This is a genomic window from Streptomyces sp. NPDC002446, from assembly GCF_053595675.1.
This window is the reverse complement of sequence record NZ_JBSFYC010000088.1, coordinates 1-21831: the sequence shown is the minus strand read 5'-3', so window position 1 is coordinate 21831 and position 21831 is coordinate 1. Positions and strand designations below refer to the sequence as shown.

Sequence of the window (21831 nt, the reverse complement as noted above, 5' to 3'; positions counted from 1 at the left end):
GGTCGTGCCCGTGCGCGCTTGCCGCGCGGTTCCCCTTGCAGAAAACGTACCCGCAGCCACTGACATCGCGGCCGCGGCGGCGGGCGCGGTGCTCCTCAGCCGATCAGTTCGGGAATCTCCTGCACCCCGAACCACATCAGATCGTGGTCCTCCGCGCCGTCCACGGTGAACTGCGCGTCGTCGTCGCCCCGGTCCGCCGCGCCGAGCGCCGCCGCGGCGGCCGCGACGTCAGCTTCCGCGTCGGCGGCGTCCACATGCACCGCCGCGGCCTTCGACAGCGGCACGGGGCCGGCCACCCGCACCTCGCCCAGCGCCGACTCGCCGAGCCCCTGGCCCGGGTCCGCCACCGCCGCGCCGTCCGGGACGTCCACGGCCACCACCACCCGGCGCCGCGCGGCCCCGGGGTCCCCGGCGAGCAGCCGCAGCGAGGCCTGGGCCGCGCGGCCGAGCGCCGCGTACTCCAGCTCCTCGATGTCGTCCGAGACGTACCACTCGCGCAGCGCGGGCGTGACGGCGTACGCGCCCAGGGCGCCGGCGGCCAGCTCGCCGCTCTTGTGCGCCTCTGCGAGACCGGAAAGGGTCAGGGGGACATAGACGCGCATGGCAGCCGCTTCCGCTCGATTCGCTCGACTCCGACGATGGTCCCGCCAGCATACGGGCGTGCGTCCCCCATCGTGCCGCTCCCAGGCCACCCGCACCGCCCGTCCCGGCCCCCTCCCCCGCCCCGCGCCCGCGGCTCTGTTGCGGGCCCGCGCCACGGAAGGGTGAACTCGTGCCGGCCCGCGCCCCGGCCGCCGGGCGCCTTGCTGCGGCCCCGCTCCCGCCGGTACGAAGTTGCCCACCAAAAAGCTACCGCCCAGTAATCCACCGGGCGCCCGGCACGACGGGGGCGATCACCACCATGACCGGCGACCACACCACGACGACCACCGCCGCGCGCGCCATCCCCGGCGCCGGCGGCACACCCACGGACGAGAGCACCCGGCACGACGCCTCCGGGCGCACCGCGGCGCCCGCCGCCCCGCCCACCGCGGCCACCCCGCCCGGCGCCGCCGGCGCCCGTGGCCGGCGCACCGGCCCGGCGGCCCCGGCTCCGCCCCCGGTACCGGCCGCCCCGACCGTTCCCCGGCCCCGGCGCGCCCCCGCCGGCCGCCGCCCCCTCGGCCCGGCGGGCAGCGGGCCCGGCCCGGCCGGCCGCGGCCCTGGTTCCGCGGGCCGCGGCCCCAACCGCACCACGCCCCGCACGCCCCGCCCCGGCGGCCCCGCCCCGTCCGGCGCCCCGCTCCCGACCGTCGGGGCGCAGCGCCGGGCCCACGAGAGCCGGCCGCACCTGTGGTTCGCCCACCAGCTGGTGCTCACCCTCAGCGGGCAGCGGCCGGTGCACGCGCTGCTGGGGCATGCGCTGCCGGCCGCCTACGACCGGCTGGTGGAGCTGGCTCCGCAGGCGCCGCTGCGGCCCCCGCTCGGGCCGGGGCGGCGCGGTCCGGTCCCGACCGTGCGCGAGTGCGGGCTGTGCCGGCCGCGCCGCGGCGTCATCGAGGCGTTCGCCCGGATCGCGGCGGGTGAGCGGCTGCGGGCCCTCGCCTTCCGGCTGGAGCTGGGCGCCGACTCCCGGTGGCGGTGCGCCGCGCTGGACATCGGCCCGGCGCCGGCCGCCGCGAGCCCGGCGCCGTGACCGCACGCGAAAGCGCCCCGGCCGTTCTCCGGCCGAGGCGCCCCGCGCTGCGCGGCCCCGGCATCGACTGCCGGGGCCGCGTCACCCGCTCACTTCTTGCGGCGACGGCCGCCGCTCTTCTGGGCCTTGCGCCGCTCCGCGCGGGTCAGCCCGTCCGCCTCGGAGCGGGCCGGGGCGCCGGCCTCCTCGTCGCTGATGAAGTCGCCCTCGATGACGCTGCCGTCACCGTCCACCTTCGGCGCGGTGAAGTGCAGCCGGTCCGGCCGCTGCGGCGCCTCCAGGCCCTTGGCGTGGATCTCGGGGCGGCCGGCGCCGGCGGGCACCGCCTCCTGCTCCGCCGCCTGCACCGGGACCTCCTCGACCTGCTGCTCCACCTGGACCTCCAGGTTGAACAGGTAGCCGACGGACTCCTCCTTGATGCCCTCCATCATGGCGGTGAACATGTCGAAGCCCTCACGCTGGTACTCGACCAGCGGGTCCTTCTGGGCCATCGCCCGCAGGCCGATGCCCTCCTGGAGGTAGTCCATCTCGTAGAGGTGCTCACGCCACTTGCGGTCCAGGACGGACAGCACGACCCGGCGCTCCAGCTCACGCATGATCTCCGAGCCGAGCTGCTCCTCGCGGGCGGCGTACTGCTCGTGGATGTCGTCCTTGACGGCGTCGGCGATGAACTCGGCGGTGATGCCCGCGCGGTCGCCGGCCTCCTCCTCCAGCTCCTCGACGGTGACCTTGACCGGGTAGAGCTGCTTGAACGCGCCCCACAGACGGTCCAGGTCCCACTCCTCGGCGAAGCCCTCGACGGTCTCCGCCTGGATGTAGGCGTCGATGGTGTCGTCCATGAAGTGCTTGATCTGGTCCTGCAGGTCCTCGCCCTTCAGGACGCGGCGGCGCTCGCCGTAGATGACCTCACGCTGGCGGTTGAGCACCTCGTCGTACTTCAGGACGTTCTTGCGCGTCTCGAAGTTCTGCTGCTCGACCTGCGACTGGGCGGAGGCGATCGCCCGCGTCACCATCTTGTTCTCGATCGGGACGTCATCGGGGACGTTGGCCATCGCCATGACCCGCTCGACCATCTGGGCCTTGAACAGCCGCATCAGGTCGTCGCCCAGGGAGAGGTAGAACCGCGACTCGCCGGGGTCGCCCTGACGGCCGGAGCGGCCGCGCAGCTGGTTGTCGATCCGGCGCGACTCATGCCGCTCCGTGCCGAGCACATACAGCCCGCCGAGCTCCTTGACCTCCTCGAACTCCGCCTTGACCGCGGCCTCGGCGCGCTCCAGGGCGGCGGGCAGCGCGGCCGCCCACTCCTCGACGTGCTCGACCGGGTCCAGGCCCATCTGGCGCAGCTCGGCCTCGGCGAGGTCGTCGGGGTTGCCGCCGAGCTTGATGTCCGTACCGCGGCCGGCCATGTTCGTGGCGACCGTGACGGCGCCCTTGCGGCCGGCCTGGGCGACGATCGAGGCCTCCCGGTCGTGCTGCTTGGCGTTGAGGACCTCGTGCGGCACACCGCGCTTGTTGAGCTGCTGGGAGAGGTACTCGGACTTCTCCACGGAGGTCGTGCCCACCAGGATCGGCTGGCCCTTGGCGTGCTTCTCGACGATGTCCTCGACCACCGCGTCGAACTTCGCCGGCTCGGTGCGGTAGATCAGGTCCGCCTGGTCCATACGGACCATCGGGCGGTTGGTGGGGATCGGGACCACGCCGAGCTTGTAGATCTGGTGGAACTCGGCGGCCTCGGTCATGGCCGTACCGGTCATGCCGGAGAGCTTGTCGTAGAGGCGGAAGAAGTTCTGCAGGGTGATCGTGGCGAGCGTCTGGTTCTCGTCCTTGATCTCCACCCCTTCCTTCGCCTCGATGGCCTGGTGCATGCCCTCGTTGTAGCGGCGGCCGGCGAGGATACGGCCGGTGTGCTCGTCGACGATCATGACTTCGCCGTCGATGACGACGTAGTCCTTGTCGTTCTTGAAGAGCTCCTTGGCCTTGATCGCGTTGTTGAGGTACCCGACGAGCGGGGTGTTGACCGACTCGTACAGGTTGTCGATGCCCAGCCAGTCCTCGACCTTGCTGACACCGGACTCGTGGATGCCGACCGTGCGCTTCTTCTCGTCGACGTCGTAGTCGCCGGTCTCCTCGATGCCGCGCTGCGGATTGGCGGCCTCGCCCCGCTTGAGGCGCTGCACCAACTTGGCGAAGTCGCCGTACCACTTGGTGGCCGAGTCCGCCGGGCCGGAGATGATCAGCGGCGTACGGGCCTCGTCGACGAGGATCGAGTCGACCTCGTCGACGACCGCGAAGTTATGGCCCCGCTGGACGAGTTCGTCCTGCGACCAGGCCATGTTGTCCCGCAGGTAGTCAAAGCCGAACTCGTTGTTCGTGCCGTAGGTGATGTCGCAGTTGTACTGCTCACGGCGCTGGGCCGGCGTCATGTCGGCGAGGATGCAACCGACGGTCAGACCCAGGAACTTGTGGACGCGGCCCATCATCTCGGAGTCGCGCTCGGCCAGATAGTCGTTGACCGTGATCAGATGCACGCCCTTGCCGGACAGCGCGTTCAGATACGTCGGGAGGGTACCCACCAGGGTCTTGCCCTCACCGGTCTTCATTTCGGCGACGTACCCGAGGTGAAGGGCCGCGCCGCCCATCAGCTGGACGTCGTAGTGCCGCTGGCCGAGCACCCGCTTGGCGGCCTCACGGACCGTGGCGAACGCCTCGGGCAGCAGATCGTCGAGGCTCTCGCCGTCCGCGTACCGCTCCTTGTACTCATCGGTGAGCGCCCGGAGCTCAGCGTCGGAGAGGGCCGCGAAGTCCTCCTCGATGGAGTTGACCTGGCCCGCGATGCGGTGCAGCTTGCGCAGGATCTTTCCTTCGCCTGCACGCATGATCTTCGTCAAGACGGACACTTGGGCTGGTCTCCTTGCCGGTCGGGCCTGCACGGTCGAGTGCGCGGGCGCGGCATTTTTCCAAGGGGGCAGGCCCCGCCGCAACGGCCATCGTAAGGGAGGACGCCGCCGGGCCGGGAGGTCCGCCGCCGCGAACCCCGCTATCCCCTCCCCACGTGAACGCACAAGGCCGCGAGAAGGTGCCGGGCAGGTGCCGGGAATCACGCGAAATTCCTTCGCGGCGCCTTCCGCGAACTTGCAGACTCAGGCCATGAAGCCCGTCACCCTCACCACCGAGCGCCTCGTACTGCGGCCCTTCGAGCCCTCCGACGCGCCCGCGGTCCACGCCGCCTGCCAGGAGCCCGACATCCCGCGCTGGACGAGCGTCCCCTCGCCGTACAGCCACCAGCACGCGGAGCAGTTCGTCGGGACGATCGCCCCCGACGGCTGGCGCGACGACACGAGCTACAACTTCGCCGTCGTCACCAAGGCGGACGGCTCGCTGGTCGGCGCGATGGGCCTGGTACGCCTCGACCATCTGCGCACCCCGGAGCGGCAGGCCGAGCTGGGCTACTGGACCGCCAAGGAACAGCGCGGCCGGGGATACACCGTCGAGGCGGCCCGCGCGGTGCTGCGCTGGGCCTTCGACGATCTCGGCGTGGAGCGCATGGAGTGGCTCGCGGAGGCGGGCAACGACGGCTCCTGGGCGGTCGCCCGCAAACTCGGCTTCCAGCGGGAGGGCACCCTGCGCGCCAAGCTCCTGCACGAGGGCACCCGCCGGGACGTATGGATCGGCTCGCTGCTCCCGTCCGACCTGTCTGACCTGTCTGACCTGTCCGGCGAGGAGCTCGGAGCGTCCGCCGTACGGGAGGCGACGCCCTACCTGCCGTACCGCGGCTGAGGCAGCGCCCGGCGCCGGCGGTGTACGACCGCCGGTGGCTCCCGGCCCGGGGGCGTTGTCAGTGCCCGCCCCTACGCTTTCCCGCATGACCGCCGTGACGCAGCCGCCGCCTCTGCCGCAGCCCGTGACCAGCCTGTCCCGCGACGACGCCCGCCGCATCGCGCTGCGGGCGCAGGGCCTGCTGGGCGCCCCGGACCGCCGGGCGGGGGTCCGGGGCGTGCTGCGTCACCTGGGCGCGGTGCAGCTGGACACGATCTCCGTGCTGGCCCGCTCCCACGAGCTGGTGCCCTACGCCCGCCTCGGCGCCGTCGGCCGCCCGGCCGTCGAGGCCGCCTACTGGAACGCCGCTCCCGCGGGCAGGCCCCCGGCGCGGCCCCACAGCTTCGAATACTGGTCGCACGCCGCCTGCATCCTGCCCATCGAGGAGTGGCCGCACTTCGCCTTCCGCCGCCGCGCCCGGCGCGCCAAGGGCCACCGCTGGCACGTCATGCAGGACTCCGAGCGCTCCTGCGCCGCCGTCCTGGACCGCCTCAAGGCCGACGGCCCGCTGACCACCTCCGAGCTGGGCGGGGGCCGCAAGGGCGGGGAGTGGTGGGACTGGTCCGAGACCAAGATCGCGGTGGAGTGGCTGCTGGACACCGGCGACGTGGTGTGCACACAGCGCCGCGCCTGGAAGCGCGTCTACGACCTCGCCGAGCGCGCCGTCCCCGACGGTCTGCTCCACGACGACCTGGACGACGCCGAGTGCCTGCGCCGCCTGGTCGCCCAGGCCGGGGCCGCCATGGGCGTGGCCACCCGCGCCGACCTCGCCGACTACCACCGCCTCAAGGGCGAACAGGTCGACGCCGTCGTCGCGGACTCCGGGCTGGTCCCCGTCGAGGTCGAGGGCTGGGGAAAGCCCGCCTGGGCCGATCCCGCAGCGCTGGCTACGGCGCCCCGCGGCCGGCACCGCACCACCCTGCTCTCGCCGTTCGACTCGCTGATCTGGGACCGGCCGCGCACGGAACGGATCTTCGATTTCACCCACCGCCTGGAGGCGTACGTCCCCCGCCCCAAGCGGATACACGGCTACTTCGCGATGCCCCTGCTGGCCGGCGGCCAGCTCATCGGCCGGGTGGACCCGGGCCGTGAGGGCACCACCCTCGTCGCCCGCCAGGTCTCCCTGCAGAACCGCAAGGCCGTCGCCCCGATGGCCCAGGCCCTCCTGGAGGCCGCGACCTGGGTCGGCTGCGATGCCGTCCGCGTGGAGCGCTGCGACGACCCTCGGCTGGCCGCGGCCCTGCGCACGGAGCTGTCCGCGCAGGACGCGCCCGGCTGAGCGACCGGCCGGGCCGGTGCCGGCCCGGCCGGCCGTTCAGCGGATCTCGAGGATCTTCTCCCGCATCGCGTACACCACCGCTTCCATCCGGGAGTGCAGCTGCAGCTTCTCCAGGATGTTGCGGACGTGGTTCTTCACCGTGTTCTCGGAGATGAAGAGTTCCTTGGCGATGTCGCGGTTGTTCATGCCGGTGGCGACCAGCTTGAGGACCTCCAGCTCCCGGTCGGTGAGCCGGGGCGCGGGCACCAGCCTGCGCTCGTCCGTCCGCTGGATCATCGACTTGAACTCCGTCAGGAGCTTGGACGCCATGGACGGGCTGATCTGCGACTGGCCGTCCGCCACCGCGCGGATCGCGGTCGCCACCTCGTCGGTGGAGATCTCCTTGAGGAGATAGCCGGTGGCGCCGGCCTTGATCGCGTCGTAGAGATCGGCCTCCTCGTCGCTGATCGTCAGCATGATGATCTTCGCGCTGGGGGCCACCTCCTTGATGGAGGTGCATGCCTCGATCCCACCGCGCTTGGGCATCCGCACGTCCATCAGCACGATGTCGGGCAGCAGATCCGCGGCCTTGTCGACCGCCTCCGCGCCGTCCCCCGCCTCACCGACGACCTGGATGTCCTCTTCCTGGGCCAGCACGATCTCCAGGCCCCGCCGGAAAAGCGCGTGGTCATCCACCACCAGAACCCGGATCGGTTCCTTGCGCGGCACGCTCACGGTCCGCTCGTCGCCCCCGACACCGCTTTCGTCGTCGTCCGCGTCACCGCGTACGGGACCAAAACTGTCCCCCATTGATCCTCCCCGTCAACTACCCCGCCGAAAGGCCAGAGCTTGGAAATAAGGCTGGTTGACAACAGCCCTCTGCGGCCAGCCCGATCAATGCCATACGACCGTCTCCCCGGCATCTCGCCGTTTCGTGTCCACATACTCCCTGGCTGGCACAAACACTATACGGCTTCAACTCCTGCTTTCTCCGGGCACGATGGTGCCCCCGGCGCACGCCGGGGGCACCGAGCGGGTGGGGTTCAGCCGCCCAGCGCGCCGCCTGCGCCGCCGGGCTCCTCCTCCCCGAACGAATCGGGGTTCAAGTGGATGACGCCGTAGTCGTATGCGTGCCGCCGGTAGACGACACTCGGCAGCTTGGTGTCGGCGTCGACGAAGAGGTAGAAGTCGTGTCCGACCAACTCCATCTCGTTGAGCGCCTGGTCAAGCGTCATCGGCGCGGCCGAGTGGGTCTTCTCGCGGACGACCAGAGGCCCTTCGCCCTGGACGTCGATCGACCCCATCCTCGTGGTCGGCACCGTCTGATCGGCTTCGGTGGCGAGTTCGCCGTTGGGGTTCAGGCTCGCGGCGTCGGGCACGCTGACAGCGACTTCACTCGCCGGGATGCGGCCGTTGCCGCGACGCGAGAAGCGCTTGTCGTGCTGCTTGCGCAGCCGCGCCTCCAGCTTGGCGGTTGCCAGGTCCAACGCGGCGTACGGATCTGCTGCGGCCGCCTCGGCCCGGACCACCGGGCCACGGGAGCGGAGCGTGATCTCCACTCGGTCGGAACGGTCGGCCTGCCGCGGGTTGGGCTCCTTGGACACCTCGACGTCCAGGCTGATCACCTTGGCGTCGAGCTTCTGGACTTTCTCCAGCTTCAGCTTCTCGGCCACGTGCTTGCGGAACCGCTCGGGCACCTCGGTCTTGCGGCCCTTGACGACGATGTCCACGCAGAACTCCGTTCCCGGATCGCTCCGCTCATCAAGCGGGGCAATTCCTTCTTGCACCAGGCTCCGGTAGTTGCCGAAGCCTCGGACTTGGCGACTTTCACCTCCTCCTCCCCCGACGACAAGATCTCCACGCCCCCCGTTTTCAGGGTCGCTGCAAACGCCCCTGAACGCATTCATCGCGACATCCGAGGCAAAACATCCGCCAAGTCCTCACAACCGAACATAGCTCTCCTGGACGGATGTCGGCACCCCCTCGCAGCGCTCAGCTCCGTTTGGGTGACTTTTCCCAGGCGACTACCGGCCATGTGGGAATTCCATTCCCCGGCCGGCCCGGCGCTGCACATCGATTTCAAAGGCACTGCCCGGCGCCGCCACCACGGCCGCCCCGATCACCGCACCGCCGGCCGCCACGACCGCCCGCGCCGCCTCGGCCAGCGTGGCCCCCGTCGTCACCAGATCGTCCACCAGCACCACTGGCTGCCCCGTCAGCAGCCTCCCGGCCGCGCCCCGCACCTCCAGTGCCCCCGCGACGTTCGCCAGCCGCTGCCGGGCGCTCAGGCCCGCCTGGTCGGACACCGCACGGCGCTGCCGCAGCACGGGGAGGACATGGGCCCCCACCCCCGCCCGTCGCAGCGCAGCGGCCGCCGCCAGCGCGATCCTGCGCACCGGATCATGCCCCCGCCCGGCCACCGACCTCCGGGCCGACGGCACCGGCACCAGCGGCAGCGGCCCGCCGCCCGGCCGCAGCCCCCGCACCGCCCCGGCCAGCACCGCCCCCAGCGGCCCGGCCAGCCGCAGCGCACCCCGTTCCTTGTGCGCCAGCAGCACCGCCCGCACCTCGTCGGCGTACGGCGCACCCGCCCACACCCGGGGCAGCCCCGCCGGCCCCGGCCGCGGACGCACCCGCCGCGCCCCGCGCCCGTCCCGCGCGAGCGCCCGGCGACACTCCGTACACAGCTCCGTACGCGGCCGGCCACACCCCGCACAGGCGACCGGCAGGACAAGACCGGCCAGTTCGCGCCACACCCCCTGCATGGCCCCACTGTCCCGCCGTCCGCGTCCGGCCACCACCCCTGTGGATAACTCGTGCGGCGCCTCGGCGCGGGCCCGGCGGCGGTCAGTGACGCGGGCCCGCGCCGAGGCGCCGGGCCCGAGGGCGTCCCGCCGCCCGCACCGGCACGTCGGCAGGGGCACGGCGGCAGAACGACCCGCGCTCCGCCGGCCCGCGCCGCCCCCCGGTCACGGCGTCATCCGGGATAGACCGGCGCCGTCCCGTCCTTCGCCACCGTCTTCCAGTTCGCGTCCGGAGGCAGCCGCACAATGCCCTCGGTGGCATCGGCGATCAGCGGCCTGGTCTCGTCCTCCGAGGCGGCGACCGCCTTGACGCCGTTGACGCCGGGCAGCGTCTGCGCGTTGGACGCCGAGCCGTCGGTCTCCATGAACTGCATCTGCTGCACCCCGCCGGACTCCCGCCCGACGACCACCAGGCGGCTGCCCCCGGCCCAGGACGCAGCCACCACGTCCTCCAACTGCGGTGCGATCGGTCGCAGTTCCTGCACCGACAGCTCAGGATGCGCCGAACTGCCGCCACGCTCGACCCGGCCGAGCTGGAGCGTCGTACGCCCCTTGTCCTCCACAAGGACCGCGATCCGGATACCGTCCGCGGCCACCTTGATCGCCTTGATCCGCCGCTCGCCGAGACCGGGTACCGCGACCTCTTCGGGATCGCCCTTGCCCTCGCGCATCCGCAGCAGCCGGGAGCCGTGGGCATCGCGGTCCGCGATCCACAGGTCCCCCAGCCCGTCCCAGCTCGGCGCGGTCAGCCCGTCGTCGGCGTGCTTGGCCGAACCGCCGCTGGTCAGCAGTGGACGGCCGCGCTCGATGCCGTCCTCCATGGCGGCCACGTACAGGGACCGGCCATCACTGGAGACACCGGCCGCGGCGTTCTCGCCGTGCGAGATGGCGACCGAGCGCAGCGGCGTACTGCCCGTACCGAACGGACCGCGCACCGGCGTCGGCTCGGTCGCGGTGTCCGACATGGCGACGACCTTGTGGTCGGCGTCGATGAAGTACTCCTTGGCGGAGCGCACGGCGCGCGGCGACGGCGCGTAGTCGCGCTCGGCCTGCTCCTGGGACAGCACACACAGCGAGTTACCGCTGTTGTCCTGGAGCTCCACCTCGCTGATCTTCGAGGCGCGTGTCATGTCCTGGACGGTGAAGAAGAGCTGAGCCGCCATCCGCTTGCACTGGGCGGTGTCGGTGCTCACCGACTCCTTGCTCAGCTTGACCCGCAGCGCATTGGAGTCGTCCAGCGACAGATCACGCGCGGCGAGCCGGGTGCCGGGCGGGAACGCCGAGGTCGTCACCTGGTTCAGCCAGTCGGTGGGCCCGGAGAGCAGCGCCTCGACACTGGCCGTGATCGGTTTTATCCGCTGCCGCAGGTAGACCGGGTCCGCGACGAGCACATTGCGGCTCGCCTTCGGCTCCTCCGACTCCGACTTGTAGGAGGCGAAGTAGTACTTGTTGACGGAGCGGTAGATGCGCTGGAAGTCGGACAGCCCCAGCACCAGCCCGTTGGGCAGCCGGTCGATACGCCACTGTCCGCCCTCCTTGATGAGGTGGATCGTCTGGCGGTACGGCTGCTCCTCCGGCCGGTAGGCGTGCCGGTCGTCGACCGACGCCACCTGGCTGCCGGACAGGGTGACCGTGTAGCCGTTCACGTCCTCGCGGTTGGGCTGCACCTTCGGCTCGGGCTTGGGGCGCTCCTGGAGCACCTTGGTGACCTGGAACGGCCGCCAGGTCCGCTTCGCCGACTTGGCCAGATACTGGGTGGCCGTACGGAAATCGGCCTCGTCGCTGGTCGTGGCGTCGAGGAAGCTGCGCACGATGTTGGTCGGCTGCGCACCGTCCTGCGGGGGTACGCCGTAGACCCGCACCTGCGAGTCGCCCTCGGAGCGCGGCGACTGGTCGACCGCCGTGACCTCGCCGCTGTCCGGCATGGACGCACATCCGGCCAGCAGCGCCGCCGCGCAGCCCAGCAGCGTCAGTTTCCGCGCCTGCCCGGCTCCCCTGCGGGCGCGCTTACGGGACGTGGGCCCCACCCCGCGCTCGCTCACGCGCTCAGTGTCCACGCGGCCCGCCTTCCGATTCCACGCCCTGTCCGGCTCCCTGCTCGGCCTCGCCGTCACGGGGCGGCTCGCCGGTGCGCGCGCTCCCGTCGCGCGCTGTCTCTGCGCTCCGTACGCTCCCGCTCTGCGGCATCACCCGGGCGCCGCTGCCGGGCAGCGCCGTGGGATCGGCGGTCGCCCGCGCCATGGCACGCGGCTCGGAGGCGAGCGAGGGCGCACCGCCCGGCAGCGAGACCCGCGCCTGGACCGGGATCGTGGACGCCTTGCGGCCCGCCCCGGCTCGCGGCTGTCCGGTCTCGTCCAGCCCGCGGTTGCGCCGTGAGTCCTCCGGCTCCAGCGGTATCGGGGAGCCCCGCAGCGGCTCGCCGGCGGTACGGGGCAGGGTCAGCCGGAACTGCGAGCCGCCGCCCGGCTCGCCCCAGGCCTGCAGCCAGCCGCCGTGCAGCCGGGCGTCCTCGACGGCGATGGACAGGCCGAGCCCCGTACCGCCGGTCGTGCGGGCCCGGGCCGGGTCCGCCCGCCAGAAGCGGTTGAAGACCCGGGTGGCCTCGCCGGGCTTGAGGCCGACGCCGTAGTCGCGGACCGCGACGGCGACCGCGCCGCCGCTGCGGCTGCCCGCGGAGGCCAGCCGCACCACGACGTCCCGGCCCTCGCCGTGCTCGACGGCGTTGACGACCAGATTGCGCAGCACCCGCTCCACGCGGCGGGTGTCGGCCTCGGCTATGACCGGCTGTTCGGCGCCGCGCACCAGGATGCGGGTGCCCTTGCGCTCGGCGAGCGGCTCGGCGCCCTCGATGACGCGGTGCACCACATCGCGCAGGTCTATCGGCTCGGCCTCCAGCGCGGCCGCCCCCGCGTCGAACCGGCTGATCTCCAGCAGCTCCGCGAGCAGCGATTCGAAGCGGTCGAGCTGGCCGCGCAGCAGCTCGGCGGAGCGTGCCGTGGCGGGGTCGAACTCGTCGCGCACCTCATGGATGACGTCGGCCGCCATGCGTACGGTCGTCAGCGGCGTGCGCAGCTCGTGCGAGACGTCGGAGACGAAGCGGCGCTGCATCCGGGACAGCTCCTCCAGCTGCTGGATCTTGACCTGGAGGTTCTGCGCCATCTTGTTGAAGGACTCGCCGAGCCGGGCGATGTCGTCCTCGCCGGTGACCTTCATCCGCTCCTGGAGGAGGCCGGCGGCGAGCCGCTCGGAGATCCCGGCGGCCATCCGTACGGGTGTGACGACCTGCCGCACGACCAGCCAGGCGATCGCGCCGAGCAGGATCACGACGAACACCCCGGCCGTCGCGAGGGTCCCCGTCACGAGCTTGAGCGACTCCGCTTCCTGGCTGAACGGGAAGAGGTAGTAGAGCTGGTACTGGTTGCTGTTGACGTCGTTGAGCCGCTTGCCGATGATCAGCGCCGGGACACCGTCGTCCGACCCGATGCGCTTGATCTGGGTGTACTGGCGGAACGTCCCGGACTTGGTGTCCAGCTTCCGCCGCAGCTCGGCGGGCACGCTCCGCTCGGGATCGACGTCGCCGGAGGCACGCGGCCCGCGCGTTCCGGGGCTGGAGTCGCCGAACGGTTCGTCGGAGTCGGAGCTGAGCGCCACGACCGAGAACACGCCCTGCCCGCCACTGGCGAGCTGTTCGACCAGGCCGGTCAGCCAGGTCGCGGAGTCCTGGGTACCGCGGTTGCCGGTGCGGGCGGTGTCGTCGGTACGGGTGTCGTCGGCGCCGTCGGCCATCTTCTGGGCGACGCTGAAGCCGCCCACGGCCTGGCTCTGCGCGGCCTGCGCCTTGGCCGTGAGCAGGCCGTTACGGACCTGCCCGACGACCACGACGCCGAGCAGTAGGACCACGGCGAGTGACATCAGCAGCGTGGTCGCCACCACGCGCAGCTGGATGTTGCGGCGCCACAGTCGCAGGGCGGGCAGCAACGGCCGGCGTACCCAGCGGCTGAAGAGCCGCAGCAGGGGGTGGACCGGCCCGCTCACCGCGCCGTCGGGCAGCAACTGCCCACCACGCAGCAACCGAGCAGCAAACCTAGCCGAAAGGGACATATCACCCGTCGCGCCGACGGTGCGCCCCCGCTTTCCCTCCGGGGTCGAACCGTCCCGGATCATCTCAGCTTGGCCCGGCCTTGTAGCCGACACCGCGCACGGTCACCACGATCTCCGGACGCTCCGGATCCCGCTCGACCTTGGAGCGCAGCCGCTGCACATGGACATTGACCAGCCGGGTGTCGGCGGCGTGCCGATAGCCCCAGACCTGTTCGAGCAGCACCTCACGCGTGAACACCTGCCACGGCTTGCGCGCCAGCGCCACCAGCAGATCGAACTCCAGCGGGGTCAGCGCGATCGACTGCCCGTCCCGCTTCACCGAGTGGCCGGCCACATCGATGACCAGGTCACCGATCGCCAGCTGCTCGGGCGCCGGCTCCTCCGAACGCCGCAGCCGGGCCCGGATCCGCGCCACCAGCTCCTTGGGCTTGAACGGCTTGACGATGTAGTCGTCCGCGCCCGACTCGAGCCCGACCACCACATCCACCGTGTCGCTCTTGGCGGTCAGCATGACGATCGGCACACCGGACTCCGCCCGGATCAGCCGGCACACCTCGATACCGTCCCGCCCGGGCAGCATCAGGTCGAGCAGCACAAGATCGGGCTTGGTCTCGCGGAAGGCAGCCAGAGCCTTGTCACCGTCCGACACGAACGACGGTTCAAAGCCTTCGCCGCGCAGCACGATGCCGAGCATCTCTGCCAGTGCGGTGTCGTCGTCGACGACCAGGACGCGTCCCTTCATTCGGCCATCATCCCATTACCTGATCGTGACTTACTCCATCGTGACGTGGAACACACCTCGGCAAGCGCCTCCCGGGTCACCGGCGACACCACCCCGGCCTCCGTGACGATCGCCGTCACCAGCTCGGGCGGAGTGACGTCGAAGGCCGGGTTGTAGGCCTGCGCGCCCAACGGCGCCACCGGTATGCCACTGCCCGCAACCGCCCCGGCCCCCTGCACAGAGGGCAAAGAGAACTCCGTCACTTCCTGCCCCGGTCGCTGTTCCACCTCGATATCCGCACCCTCCTCGGTCTCCAGATCGACCGTGCTGGTCGGCGCCACCACGACGAACGGAACATGGTGGTAGCGCGCCAGCACCGCCAGCGGATAACTACCGACCTTGTTGGCGACCGAACCGTCCGCAGCGATGCGATCCGCCCCGATCAGCACCGCGTCCACCTCACGTCCGGCGAACAGCGAGCCCGCAGCACCGTCCGACAGCACCGTGTACGCCATGCCCGCCCGCGCCGCCTCGTAGGCGGTCAGCCGCGCCCCCTGCAGCAGAGGCCGCGTCTCGTCCACCCACAGCCGGCGCAGCCGCCCGGCCCGGTGCGCCGCGAGCGCCACCGCCAGGGCGGTGCCCTCGCCCCCGGACACCAGCGCCCCCGTATTGCAGTGCGTGAGAATCCGGTGGCCGCCGCCCGGCAGCAGCTCACCCAGCAGCGCCATACCGTGCTCCGCCATCCGCGCGCTGGCCGCGATGTCTTCCGCATGCACCGCCCTGGCCTCGGCCAGCGCCGCCGCCGCTGCCGCCCGGGCATCAGCCCCGTCGGCCGTCGCCGCCCGGTACGCCGTGGCCGCCCGGCGTACGCCGTACCCCAGATTGACCGCGGTCGGCCGGGCCTGCGCCAGCGCCTGTGCAGCCTCCTCCACGTCGAAGCCCCGCGCCGCGGCCAGCGCGACGCCATAGGCACCCGCGATGCCCAGCAATGGCGCCCCGCGCACAGCCAGCGTCCGGATCGCCTCGACCAGCGCCGGTACGTCCGTACACACCAGCTCGACCTCCTCGGCCGGCAGCCGGGTCTGGTCGAGGAGGACCACCACGGGCCCCTCCGGCGGCTCCTCCCAGCGCAACGACGGGATGGCGAGCATCCCGGCACCCGCCTCGGATATCTCGTACTGATCGCCCATTCGTTCAGTCTGCCGCCGAACCGCCCTCGAACAGAAGGTCCCCTCACTCTCAGGGCGCGGGTACACGACCCCGGACGCCATGACACGATGACTGGCACCGCGGACCCCGGACCCCGGCCGCCCCGGCGGACGGCCAGTAAGAAGGAGCGACGATGAACAACTCTCCGGGCTGGGCCTCGCCCGGATCCACGCCCTCCGACGAGCCGGGCCGCGGCACGCAGGAGCAGCCCACCCAGCCCACCTCGGAGGATCCGCCCGGCCCCGCGGAGCAGCCGGCCCCGCCGAACTGGTCCAAGGAACAGCCGCCCGCCGGCCAGTGGTCGGCCCCCGCCGGCATCCCCAGCCAGAGCGGCCCCCACGGCAGCAGCGGCGGTCAGGACACGGCCGGCGACCGCTCCCGTGCCGCGTCGGCCGGCTCGGCCCGCCCCGGCTGGGGCAGCCAGCCCGGCCCCGGCCAGCAGTCCTCCTGGGGCGGCAGCTGGGCCGCGACGCCTCCGGTGGCCAAGCCGGGCGTCATCCCGCTGCGGCCGCTCGCCATCGGCGAGATCCTCGACGGCGCGGTCTCCACCATGCGCGCCCACTGGCGCACCGTCCTCGGCATCTCGCTGCTCGTCGCGGTCGTCTCGCAGACCGCCGTCACCGTCGTCACCGGGGTGTGGTTCCAGGACTCCGGCCGAGCGGCCACCGTCTCGGGCAATAACGTCCCGCCGCTCCGCGAGACCATGCGCCAGCTCGGCGACACCCTCTCCGGCAGCGCCATCACCTCGGCGATCGGACTGCTCGCCACGATCATCGCCACCGGTCTGCTCACCATGGTCGTGAGCCGTGCCGTGCTGGGCCGCCCGGTGACCTCCGCGGATGCTTGGCGCGACGCCCGTGGCCAGCTCCCCCGCCTGCTCGGCCTGCTCGTTCTGCTCCCCACGATCATCACCGCGATATTCGCGGTCGGCGTGGCTCCCGGCGTCATCCTGGCCGCCACGGGCACGCTCGACATGGGCATCCTCCTCGCCCTGTTCGGTGGACTGGCCGCCACCGTCGTGAACATCTGGCTGTGGGTCCGCTTCAGCCTCTCCTCCCCCGCACTGATGCTGGAGAAGCAGGGCGTCATCGCGTCCATGCGCCGCTCCGTCAAGCTCGTACGGGGCTCCTGGTGGCGGGTACTGGGCGCCCAGCTGCTCGCCTACCTGCTGATCGCCATCGTCGAGTTCATCGTCCAGATCCCGGCCACTCTCATCGCCTTCCTCATCGACGGCGAGAGCCTCATGGACTGGGCGAACGGCACCACTGACAGCACCGGTTGGACGTTCCTGACCGTGCTGGGCATCGGCGCCGTCATCAGCTCCACCGTCACCTTCCCGATCAGCGCCGGCGTCACCGCGCTCCTGTACATGGACCAGCGCATCCGCCGCGAGGCCCTCGACCTCGAACTCGCCCGCGCCGCCGGCCTCCCCGGCTACGGCGCCGACGCCCCCTCCGACGAAGCGCCGACGGCCACGACGGCACCCGCCGACGAAGCCGACCAGGGCCCCACCGAAACCGCTCCGGGAAGCTGATGCGGTGATCACAGGGGGGAACACGGCCGTGCTCGGACCACTCATGGCATACACCGACGACGACATACCCGTGCGGACGCCTCGCCTCCCCGCCCGCGAGGCGGCCGAGCGCGAGCTGTCCGATCCGCGGTACCACCAGCACGACCCCAACCCGATCCAGCGAGCCCTGGACTGGCTCTGGGACCGCGTCAACGAGTTCTTCAGCGCGGCCGCCGGCACCACACCGGGCGGCTGGATCGGGCTGCTCGCCATCGCCGCGTTCGTCCTGCTGCTGGTCGTCGCCCTCCGGCTCCGGCTCGGCGCGGTACGCCGCACTCCCACCACGAGCGGCGCGCTCTTCGGTGACACCCCCCGCACGGCCGCGGAACACCGCGCGGCCGCCGACCGGCACGCCGCCGCGGGCCACTGGAACCAGGCCGTCCAGGACCGCATGCGCGCCATCGTCCTCGCTCTCGAAGAGCGCGCCCTGCTCACTCCCGGCCCCGGCCGCACCGCCGACGAGGCCGCCACCGAGGCGGGCCGGGTGCTCCCCTCGTACGCCGACCAACTGCGCACCGCCGCCCGCACCTTCGACGACGTCACATACGGCGGCCGCCCCGGCACGGAACGGGCATACGCCCTCCTGACCGGCCTCGACACCGACCTCCAACGCGCCAAGCCCGCCCTGACCACCACCGCGACCAGGAGCCGCGGATGACCACGGCCACCGCGGGCACCCCCGCGCTCTCCCCCACCACGCGTCGTCTGTGGGCCCGCTCGCGCGGCCCCCTGCTCGCGCTCCTCCTGCTTGTCATCAGTGGAATCGTCCTCGCGGCCCTGCAGTCCGGTGAGCAGCACGGCCGACTCGACCCCCGCTCCGCGGACCGCTCCGGAAGCCAGGCACTGGCCCGACTCCTCGCCGCCCACGGCGTCTCCACCCAGGTCGTGACGACCTCGGAGGAAGCCGCCGCAGCAGCGGGCCCCGGCACCACCCTCCTCGTCACCAACCCCGACGTACTGACACAACGCCAGCTGACGGGCCTGCACACCGCGACCGCGCGCACCCCCGGACGCACCGTCCTGCTCGCCCCCGGCGCTCCGGCGCTCGGAATCTTCGCCCCGAACGTTCAGATCGACACCCCGGTCGGCAGCTCCGCACGGCCGCCCGCCTGTTCTCTGCCCGAAGCCCGCCGCGCCGGCGACGCCCTCCTCGGTGGTCTGCGCTACGCCACCGCCGCTGACGGCGCCGACCGTTGCTACCTCAGCGGCGGCAGGCCCACCCTGCTGCGCCTGCCGGCCGCCGGCACCGGCCGTGACACCGTGCTCCTCGGCTCCGCCGATCTCCTCTACAACCAGCACCTCGCCGAGAACGGCAACGCCTCGCTGGCACTCCAACTCCTCGGTCCCCACGAACATCTGGTCTGGTACCTCCCCTCCGTAAGCGACCCGTCGTCCGCCCAGGACGACCAGCGCGGCTTCTTCGACCTGATCCCCTCCGGCTGGCGCTGGGCCCTGCTTCAACTCGCCTTCGCCGCCGTACTCGCAGCCCTCTGGCGCGCGCGCCGACTCGGCCCCCTGGTGCCGGAGAAGCTCCCCGTCACCGTCCCCGCAGCCGAGACCACCGAGGGCCACGCACGCCTCTACGAACAGGCCAACGCCCGTGACAGGGCTTCAGCCGTCCTGCGCTCCGCGACCCGCACACGACTCGCCCCCCTCCTCGGCGTGCCCCCGGCTCACGCCCACACGCCCGAGACCCTCATCCCGGCCGTACAAGCCCACTTGGCGTCCGCCCCTGACGCCGGAACAGGTCTCCACGCCCTCCTTTTCGGCCCGCCACCCGCGGACGACAAGGCCTTGGTCCGCCTGGCGGACCAACTCGACGAACTCGAATCCTCGCTCGTTTCCCAAGAGAGGCACGCCCCCCGTGAGCACCCCGACCGCTGACAGCGCCCGAGCCTCCCTCGAGGACCTGCGCACCGAGATAGCCAAGGCCGTCGTAGGCCAGGACCCCGCCGTCACCGGCCTGGTCGTCGCCCTCCTCTGCCGCGGTCATGTGCTCCTCGAAGGCGCCCCCGGCGTCGCCAAGACCCTTCTCGTACGCTCCCTGTCAGCTGCCCTCGAACTCGACACCAAGCGCGTCCAGTTCACCCCCGACCTGATGCCGAGCGATGTCACCGGCTCGCTGGTCTACGACGCCCGCAGCGCAGAGTTCTCCTTCCAGCCGGGCCCCGTCTTCACCAACCTGCTACTCGCCGACGAGATCAACCGCACGCCCCCCAAGACCCAGGCCTCCCTGCTCGAAGCAATGGAAGAGCGCCAGGTGACCGTCGACGGCACAGCCCGTCCCCTCCCCGAGCCGTTCCTGGTGGCCGCCACGCAGAACCCTGTGGAGTACGAGGGCACCTATCCGCTGCCCGAGGCCCAACTCGACCGGTTCCTGCTGAAACTGACGGTTCCGCTCCCCGCCCGTCACGACGAGATAGACATCCTCACCCGCCACGCGGCCGGCTTCAGCCCCCGCGACCTGAGCGCCGCAGGGCTCCGCCCCGTCGCCTCCGCCGCCGACCTCGATGCTGCCCGCGCCGCGGTCGCCAAGACCTCGGTCTCCCCCGAAGTCACCGGCTATATCGTCGATATCTGCCGTGCCACCCGCGAATCCCCCTCACTCGCACTCGGCGTCTCCCCCCGAGGCGCTACCGCCCTGCTTTCGACGTCACGCGCCTGGGCCTGGCTCACCGGCCGCGACTATGTCACTCCTGACGACGTCAAGGCCCTTGCTCTTCCCACGCTCCGGCACCGCATCCAGCTCCGCCCCGAAGCGGAGATGGAAGGAGTCACCGCAGACTCCGTGATCAACGCCGTACTCGCTCATGTCCCCGTCCCCCGCTAAGACGACACCGTGGCCCTCACCGGACGCACCGCCCTCATCTCCGCACTCGGAGCCCTCTTCGTCGGCTTCGTGCTGCCCAGTTGGCTCGGCATCCTCACCGTCCAACTCGCCCTGCTGATAGCAATTTTGTGCGACCTGGCGCTCGCCGCGCCAGTGCGGAAGCTCCATTTCACCCGAACCGGTGACACAACTGTTCGACTAACAGGCGAAGCCCACACACACCTCACCCTCACCAACCCGAGCCGCCGTCACCTGCGCGCCGACATCCGCGACGCCTGGCCCCCGAGCTCCTTCCACCCCGGCTCGGACATCCCCGCATCCCGCCACACTGTGCGCATCCCCGCCGCCGAGCGGCGCCGCCTCACCACCACGCTCCGTCCCACCCGCCGTGGCGACCACCACGCCGTCCGCGTCACCGTCCGCTCCTACGGCCCGCTAGGCCTGGCGGCCCGTCAGGGAACCCACCACGTCCCCTGGACGCTGCGTGTGCTGCCGCCGTTCACCAGCCGCAAGCACCTCCCCGCCAAACTCGCACGACTCCGCGAACTCGACGGCCGCACCAGCATCCTCACCCGCGGCGAAGGCACCGAATTCGACAGCCTCCGCGACTACACCCCCGGCGACGACACCCGCTCCATCGACTGGCGCGCCACCGCGCGCCGCCAGGACCTCGCCGTCCGCACCTGGCGTCCTGAACGCGACCGCCGCATCCTGCTCGTCCTGGAAACCGGCCGCACCTCCGCCGGCCGCGTCGGCGACATTCCTCGCCTCGACGCCTCCATGGACGCCGCCTTGCTGCTCGGCGCCCTCGCCGCCCGCGCCGGCGACCGCGTGGACCTGCTCGCTTACGACCGCCGGGTACGCGCCTCCGTGCAAGGCCGCGCGGCCCGCGATGTCCTCCCGGCCCTGACCGAGGCGCTCGCCCCCCTCGATCCCGAACTGGTCGAGGCGGACGCCCGCGGCCTCGCCGCCGCGATCCGCCGCCGCACCCCGCGTCGCTCCCTCATCGTGCTCTTCACCGGCCTCGACGCGGCCCCCGTGGAGGAAGCGCTCCTCCCCGTCCTCCCCACTCTCACCCAGCGCAACGAACTCATCGTCGCGGCCGTCGCCGACCCGCGCATCGAAGAGATGGCAACCGGACGCCACAGCCCCCAGGCGGTCTACGCAGCGGCAGCCGCAGAACAGACACGTGCCGCCCGCCGCCACACAGCAGACCGCCTCCGCCGCCACGGCATCACCGTCATCGACTCCACCCCGGACCATCTGGCCCCCGACCTGGCCGACGCGTACCTCACCCTGAAGTCCACCGGCAGGCTGTAACACCGACCGCCGCAACACCGCCCCTGTGGTGCTGCCCCACTCATACCACCCCTCATACACATGGGACATATGAGACGGGGAGCACTCGGCGTCGGGCAATTCCGCAGCACAGACTTGCACCGCATGGCCCTGCACGGCATGGCATTGCACGGCTGGCACTGCGGGCCGCTAGCCGACAGATGCGTTACGGGCAGAGCGCTTCGGGGACGCGGCGTTGCCCAGCTAGTTGGGCGCGGAAGTCGCTCCAGTACAGCTACAGCGAAGAGAGAGCCGGCACGGTGTCGCCACAACGCCCCGGCCCCGGGCCCGGCCAGCACCATCAAGAAGCGCCAAAGGGGCACGCACGACACCGTCCATGTCGCCCATTCCCCTTCTCCATCAACCAATCCACCCCGGAAGCCCACCTCCGGAAATCCCCCGAGAACGCAAAAAGGCCCCGCACCATACGGTGCGGGGCCTTCCCACAAATATTGTTCGGCGGCGTCCTACTCTCCCACAGGGTCCCCCCTGCAGTACCATCGGCG

General features: G+C 71.8%; 17 protein-coding genes. 8 read left to right on the top strand and 9 right to left on the bottom strand.

Features of this window, described 5'->3' with window-relative positions:
* Positions 1–95: 95 nt before the first annotated feature.
* The gene (locus tag ACWD6P_RS32720) at positions 96–602 is read right to left on the bottom strand and encodes a DUF6912 family protein (protein WP_451447820.1); all 507 of its coding nucleotides are present in this window, start codon (positions 600–602) and stop codon (positions 96–98) included.
* A gap of 299 nt (positions 603–901) precedes the next feature.
* On the opposite strand from ACWD6P_RS32720, the gene ACWD6P_RS32715 reads away from it, so the two are divergent.
* The gene (locus ACWD6P_RS32715) at positions 902–1675 is read left to right on the top strand and encodes an Rv3235 family protein (RefSeq protein ID WP_451447819.1); all 774 of its coding nucleotides are present in this window, start codon (positions 902–904) and stop codon (positions 1673–1675) included.
* A gap of 89 nt (positions 1676–1764) precedes the next feature.
* Here the strand turns inward: ACWD6P_RS32715 and secA are convergent, their stop codons facing one another.
* Positions 1765–4572 (bottom strand): preprotein translocase subunit SecA, encoded by a 2808-nt coding sequence (gene secA / locus ACWD6P_RS32710; RefSeq protein ID WP_451447818.1) that lies wholly within the window; start codon positions 4570–4572, stop codon positions 1765–1767.
* 250 nt (positions 4573–4822) lie between these two features.
* On the opposite strand from secA, the gene ACWD6P_RS32705 reads away from it, so the two are divergent.
* Together ACWD6P_RS32705 and ACWD6P_RS32700 are read left to right on the top strand one after the other, a co-directional pair.
* Entirely contained in the window at positions 4823–5452 is a 630-nt protein-coding gene (locus ACWD6P_RS32705; protein ID WP_451447817.1) for a GNAT family N-acetyltransferase, read from the top strand.
* 85 nt (positions 5453–5537) lie between these two features.
* Complete coding sequence (locus ACWD6P_RS32700; RefSeq protein ID WP_451447816.1) at positions 5538–6770, top strand: winged helix-turn-helix domain-containing protein; 1233 nt, start codon at positions 5538–5540, stop codon at positions 6768–6770.
* A 36-nt stretch (positions 6771–6806) separates the two neighbouring features.
* Here ACWD6P_RS32700 and ACWD6P_RS32695 read toward each other — a convergent pair whose 3' ends face one another.
* From ACWD6P_RS32695 to mtnA, 7 genes are all read right to left on the bottom strand, one after another.
* Positions 6807–7559 carry a response regulator gene (locus ACWD6P_RS32695; RefSeq protein ID WP_451447815.1) on the bottom strand — a complete coding sequence of 251 codons (753 nt, stop codon included), beginning with the start codon at positions 7557–7559 and terminating at the stop codon, positions 6807–6809.
* Between the two features lie 233 nt (positions 7560–7792).
* Complete coding sequence (hpf, locus tag ACWD6P_RS32690; protein ID WP_451447814.1) at positions 7793–8479, bottom strand: ribosome hibernation-promoting factor, HPF/YfiA family; 687 nt, start codon at positions 8477–8479, stop codon at positions 7793–7795.
* Between the two features lie 294 nt (positions 8480–8773).
* Positions 8774–9514 (bottom strand): ComF family protein, encoded by a 741-nt coding sequence (locus ACWD6P_RS32685; protein ID WP_451447813.1) that lies wholly within the window; start codon positions 9512–9514, stop codon positions 8774–8776.
* A gap of 212 nt (positions 9515–9726) precedes the next feature.
* Positions 9727–11610 (bottom strand): LpqB family beta-propeller domain-containing protein, encoded by a 1884-nt coding sequence (locus tag ACWD6P_RS32680; protein ID WP_451447812.1) that lies wholly within the window; start codon positions 11608–11610, stop codon positions 9727–9729.
* On the bottom strand, positions 11600–13717 hold the full coding sequence (mtrB, locus tag ACWD6P_RS32675) for an MtrAB system histidine kinase MtrB (protein ID WP_451447811.1): 2118 nt from the start codon (positions 13715–13717) through the stop codon (positions 11600–11602). The genes ACWD6P_RS32680 and mtrB overlap by 11 nt, the downstream gene beginning before the upstream one ends.
* Before the next feature lies 1 nt (position 13718).
* A complete protein-coding gene (gene mtrA, locus ACWD6P_RS32670; protein ID WP_030416996.1) occupies positions 13719–14396 on the bottom strand; it encodes a two-component system response regulator MtrA in 678 nt (225 codons plus the stop codon).
* On the bottom strand, positions 14393–15565 hold the full coding sequence (mtnA, locus tag ACWD6P_RS32665) for an S-methyl-5-thioribose-1-phosphate isomerase (RefSeq protein WP_451447810.1): 1173 nt from the start codon (positions 15563–15565) through the stop codon (positions 14393–14395). Before mtnA ends, mtrA begins: the two co-directional genes overlap by 4 nt.
* 152 nt (positions 15566–15717) lie before the next feature.
* Here mtnA and ACWD6P_RS32660 point away from each other — a divergent pair, with 152 nt between their 5' ends.
* The 5 genes from ACWD6P_RS32660 to ACWD6P_RS32640 are packed head-to-tail and all read left to right on the top strand — an operon-like array spanning position 15718 to position 21307.
* On the top strand, positions 15718–17118 hold the full coding sequence (locus ACWD6P_RS32660; RefSeq protein ID WP_451447809.1) for a hypothetical protein: 1401 nt from the start codon (positions 15718–15720) through the stop codon (positions 17116–17118).
* A 43-nt stretch (positions 17119–17161) separates the two neighbouring features.
* A complete protein-coding gene (locus ACWD6P_RS32655; RefSeq protein WP_451447808.1) occupies positions 17162–17815 on the top strand; it encodes a DUF4129 domain-containing protein in 654 nt (217 codons plus the stop codon).
* Positions 17812–19041 carry a DUF4350 domain-containing protein gene (locus ACWD6P_RS32650; protein ID WP_451447807.1) on the top strand — a complete coding sequence of 410 codons (1230 nt, stop codon included), beginning with the start codon at positions 17812–17814 and terminating at the stop codon, positions 19039–19041. Before ACWD6P_RS32655 ends, ACWD6P_RS32650 begins: the two co-directional genes overlap by 4 nt.
* Positions 19022–19987, top strand: coding sequence for an AAA family ATPase (locus tag ACWD6P_RS32645; protein ID WP_451447806.1), 966 nt, complete (start codon positions 19022–19024; stop codon positions 19985–19987). Before ACWD6P_RS32650 ends, ACWD6P_RS32645 begins: the two co-directional genes overlap by 20 nt.
* 9 nt (positions 19988–19996) lie before the next feature.
* A complete protein-coding gene (locus ACWD6P_RS32640; RefSeq protein ID WP_451447805.1) occupies positions 19997–21307 on the top strand; it encodes a DUF58 domain-containing protein in 1311 nt (436 codons plus the stop codon).
* The last annotated feature ends 524 nt before the right edge of the window (positions 21308–21831 follow it).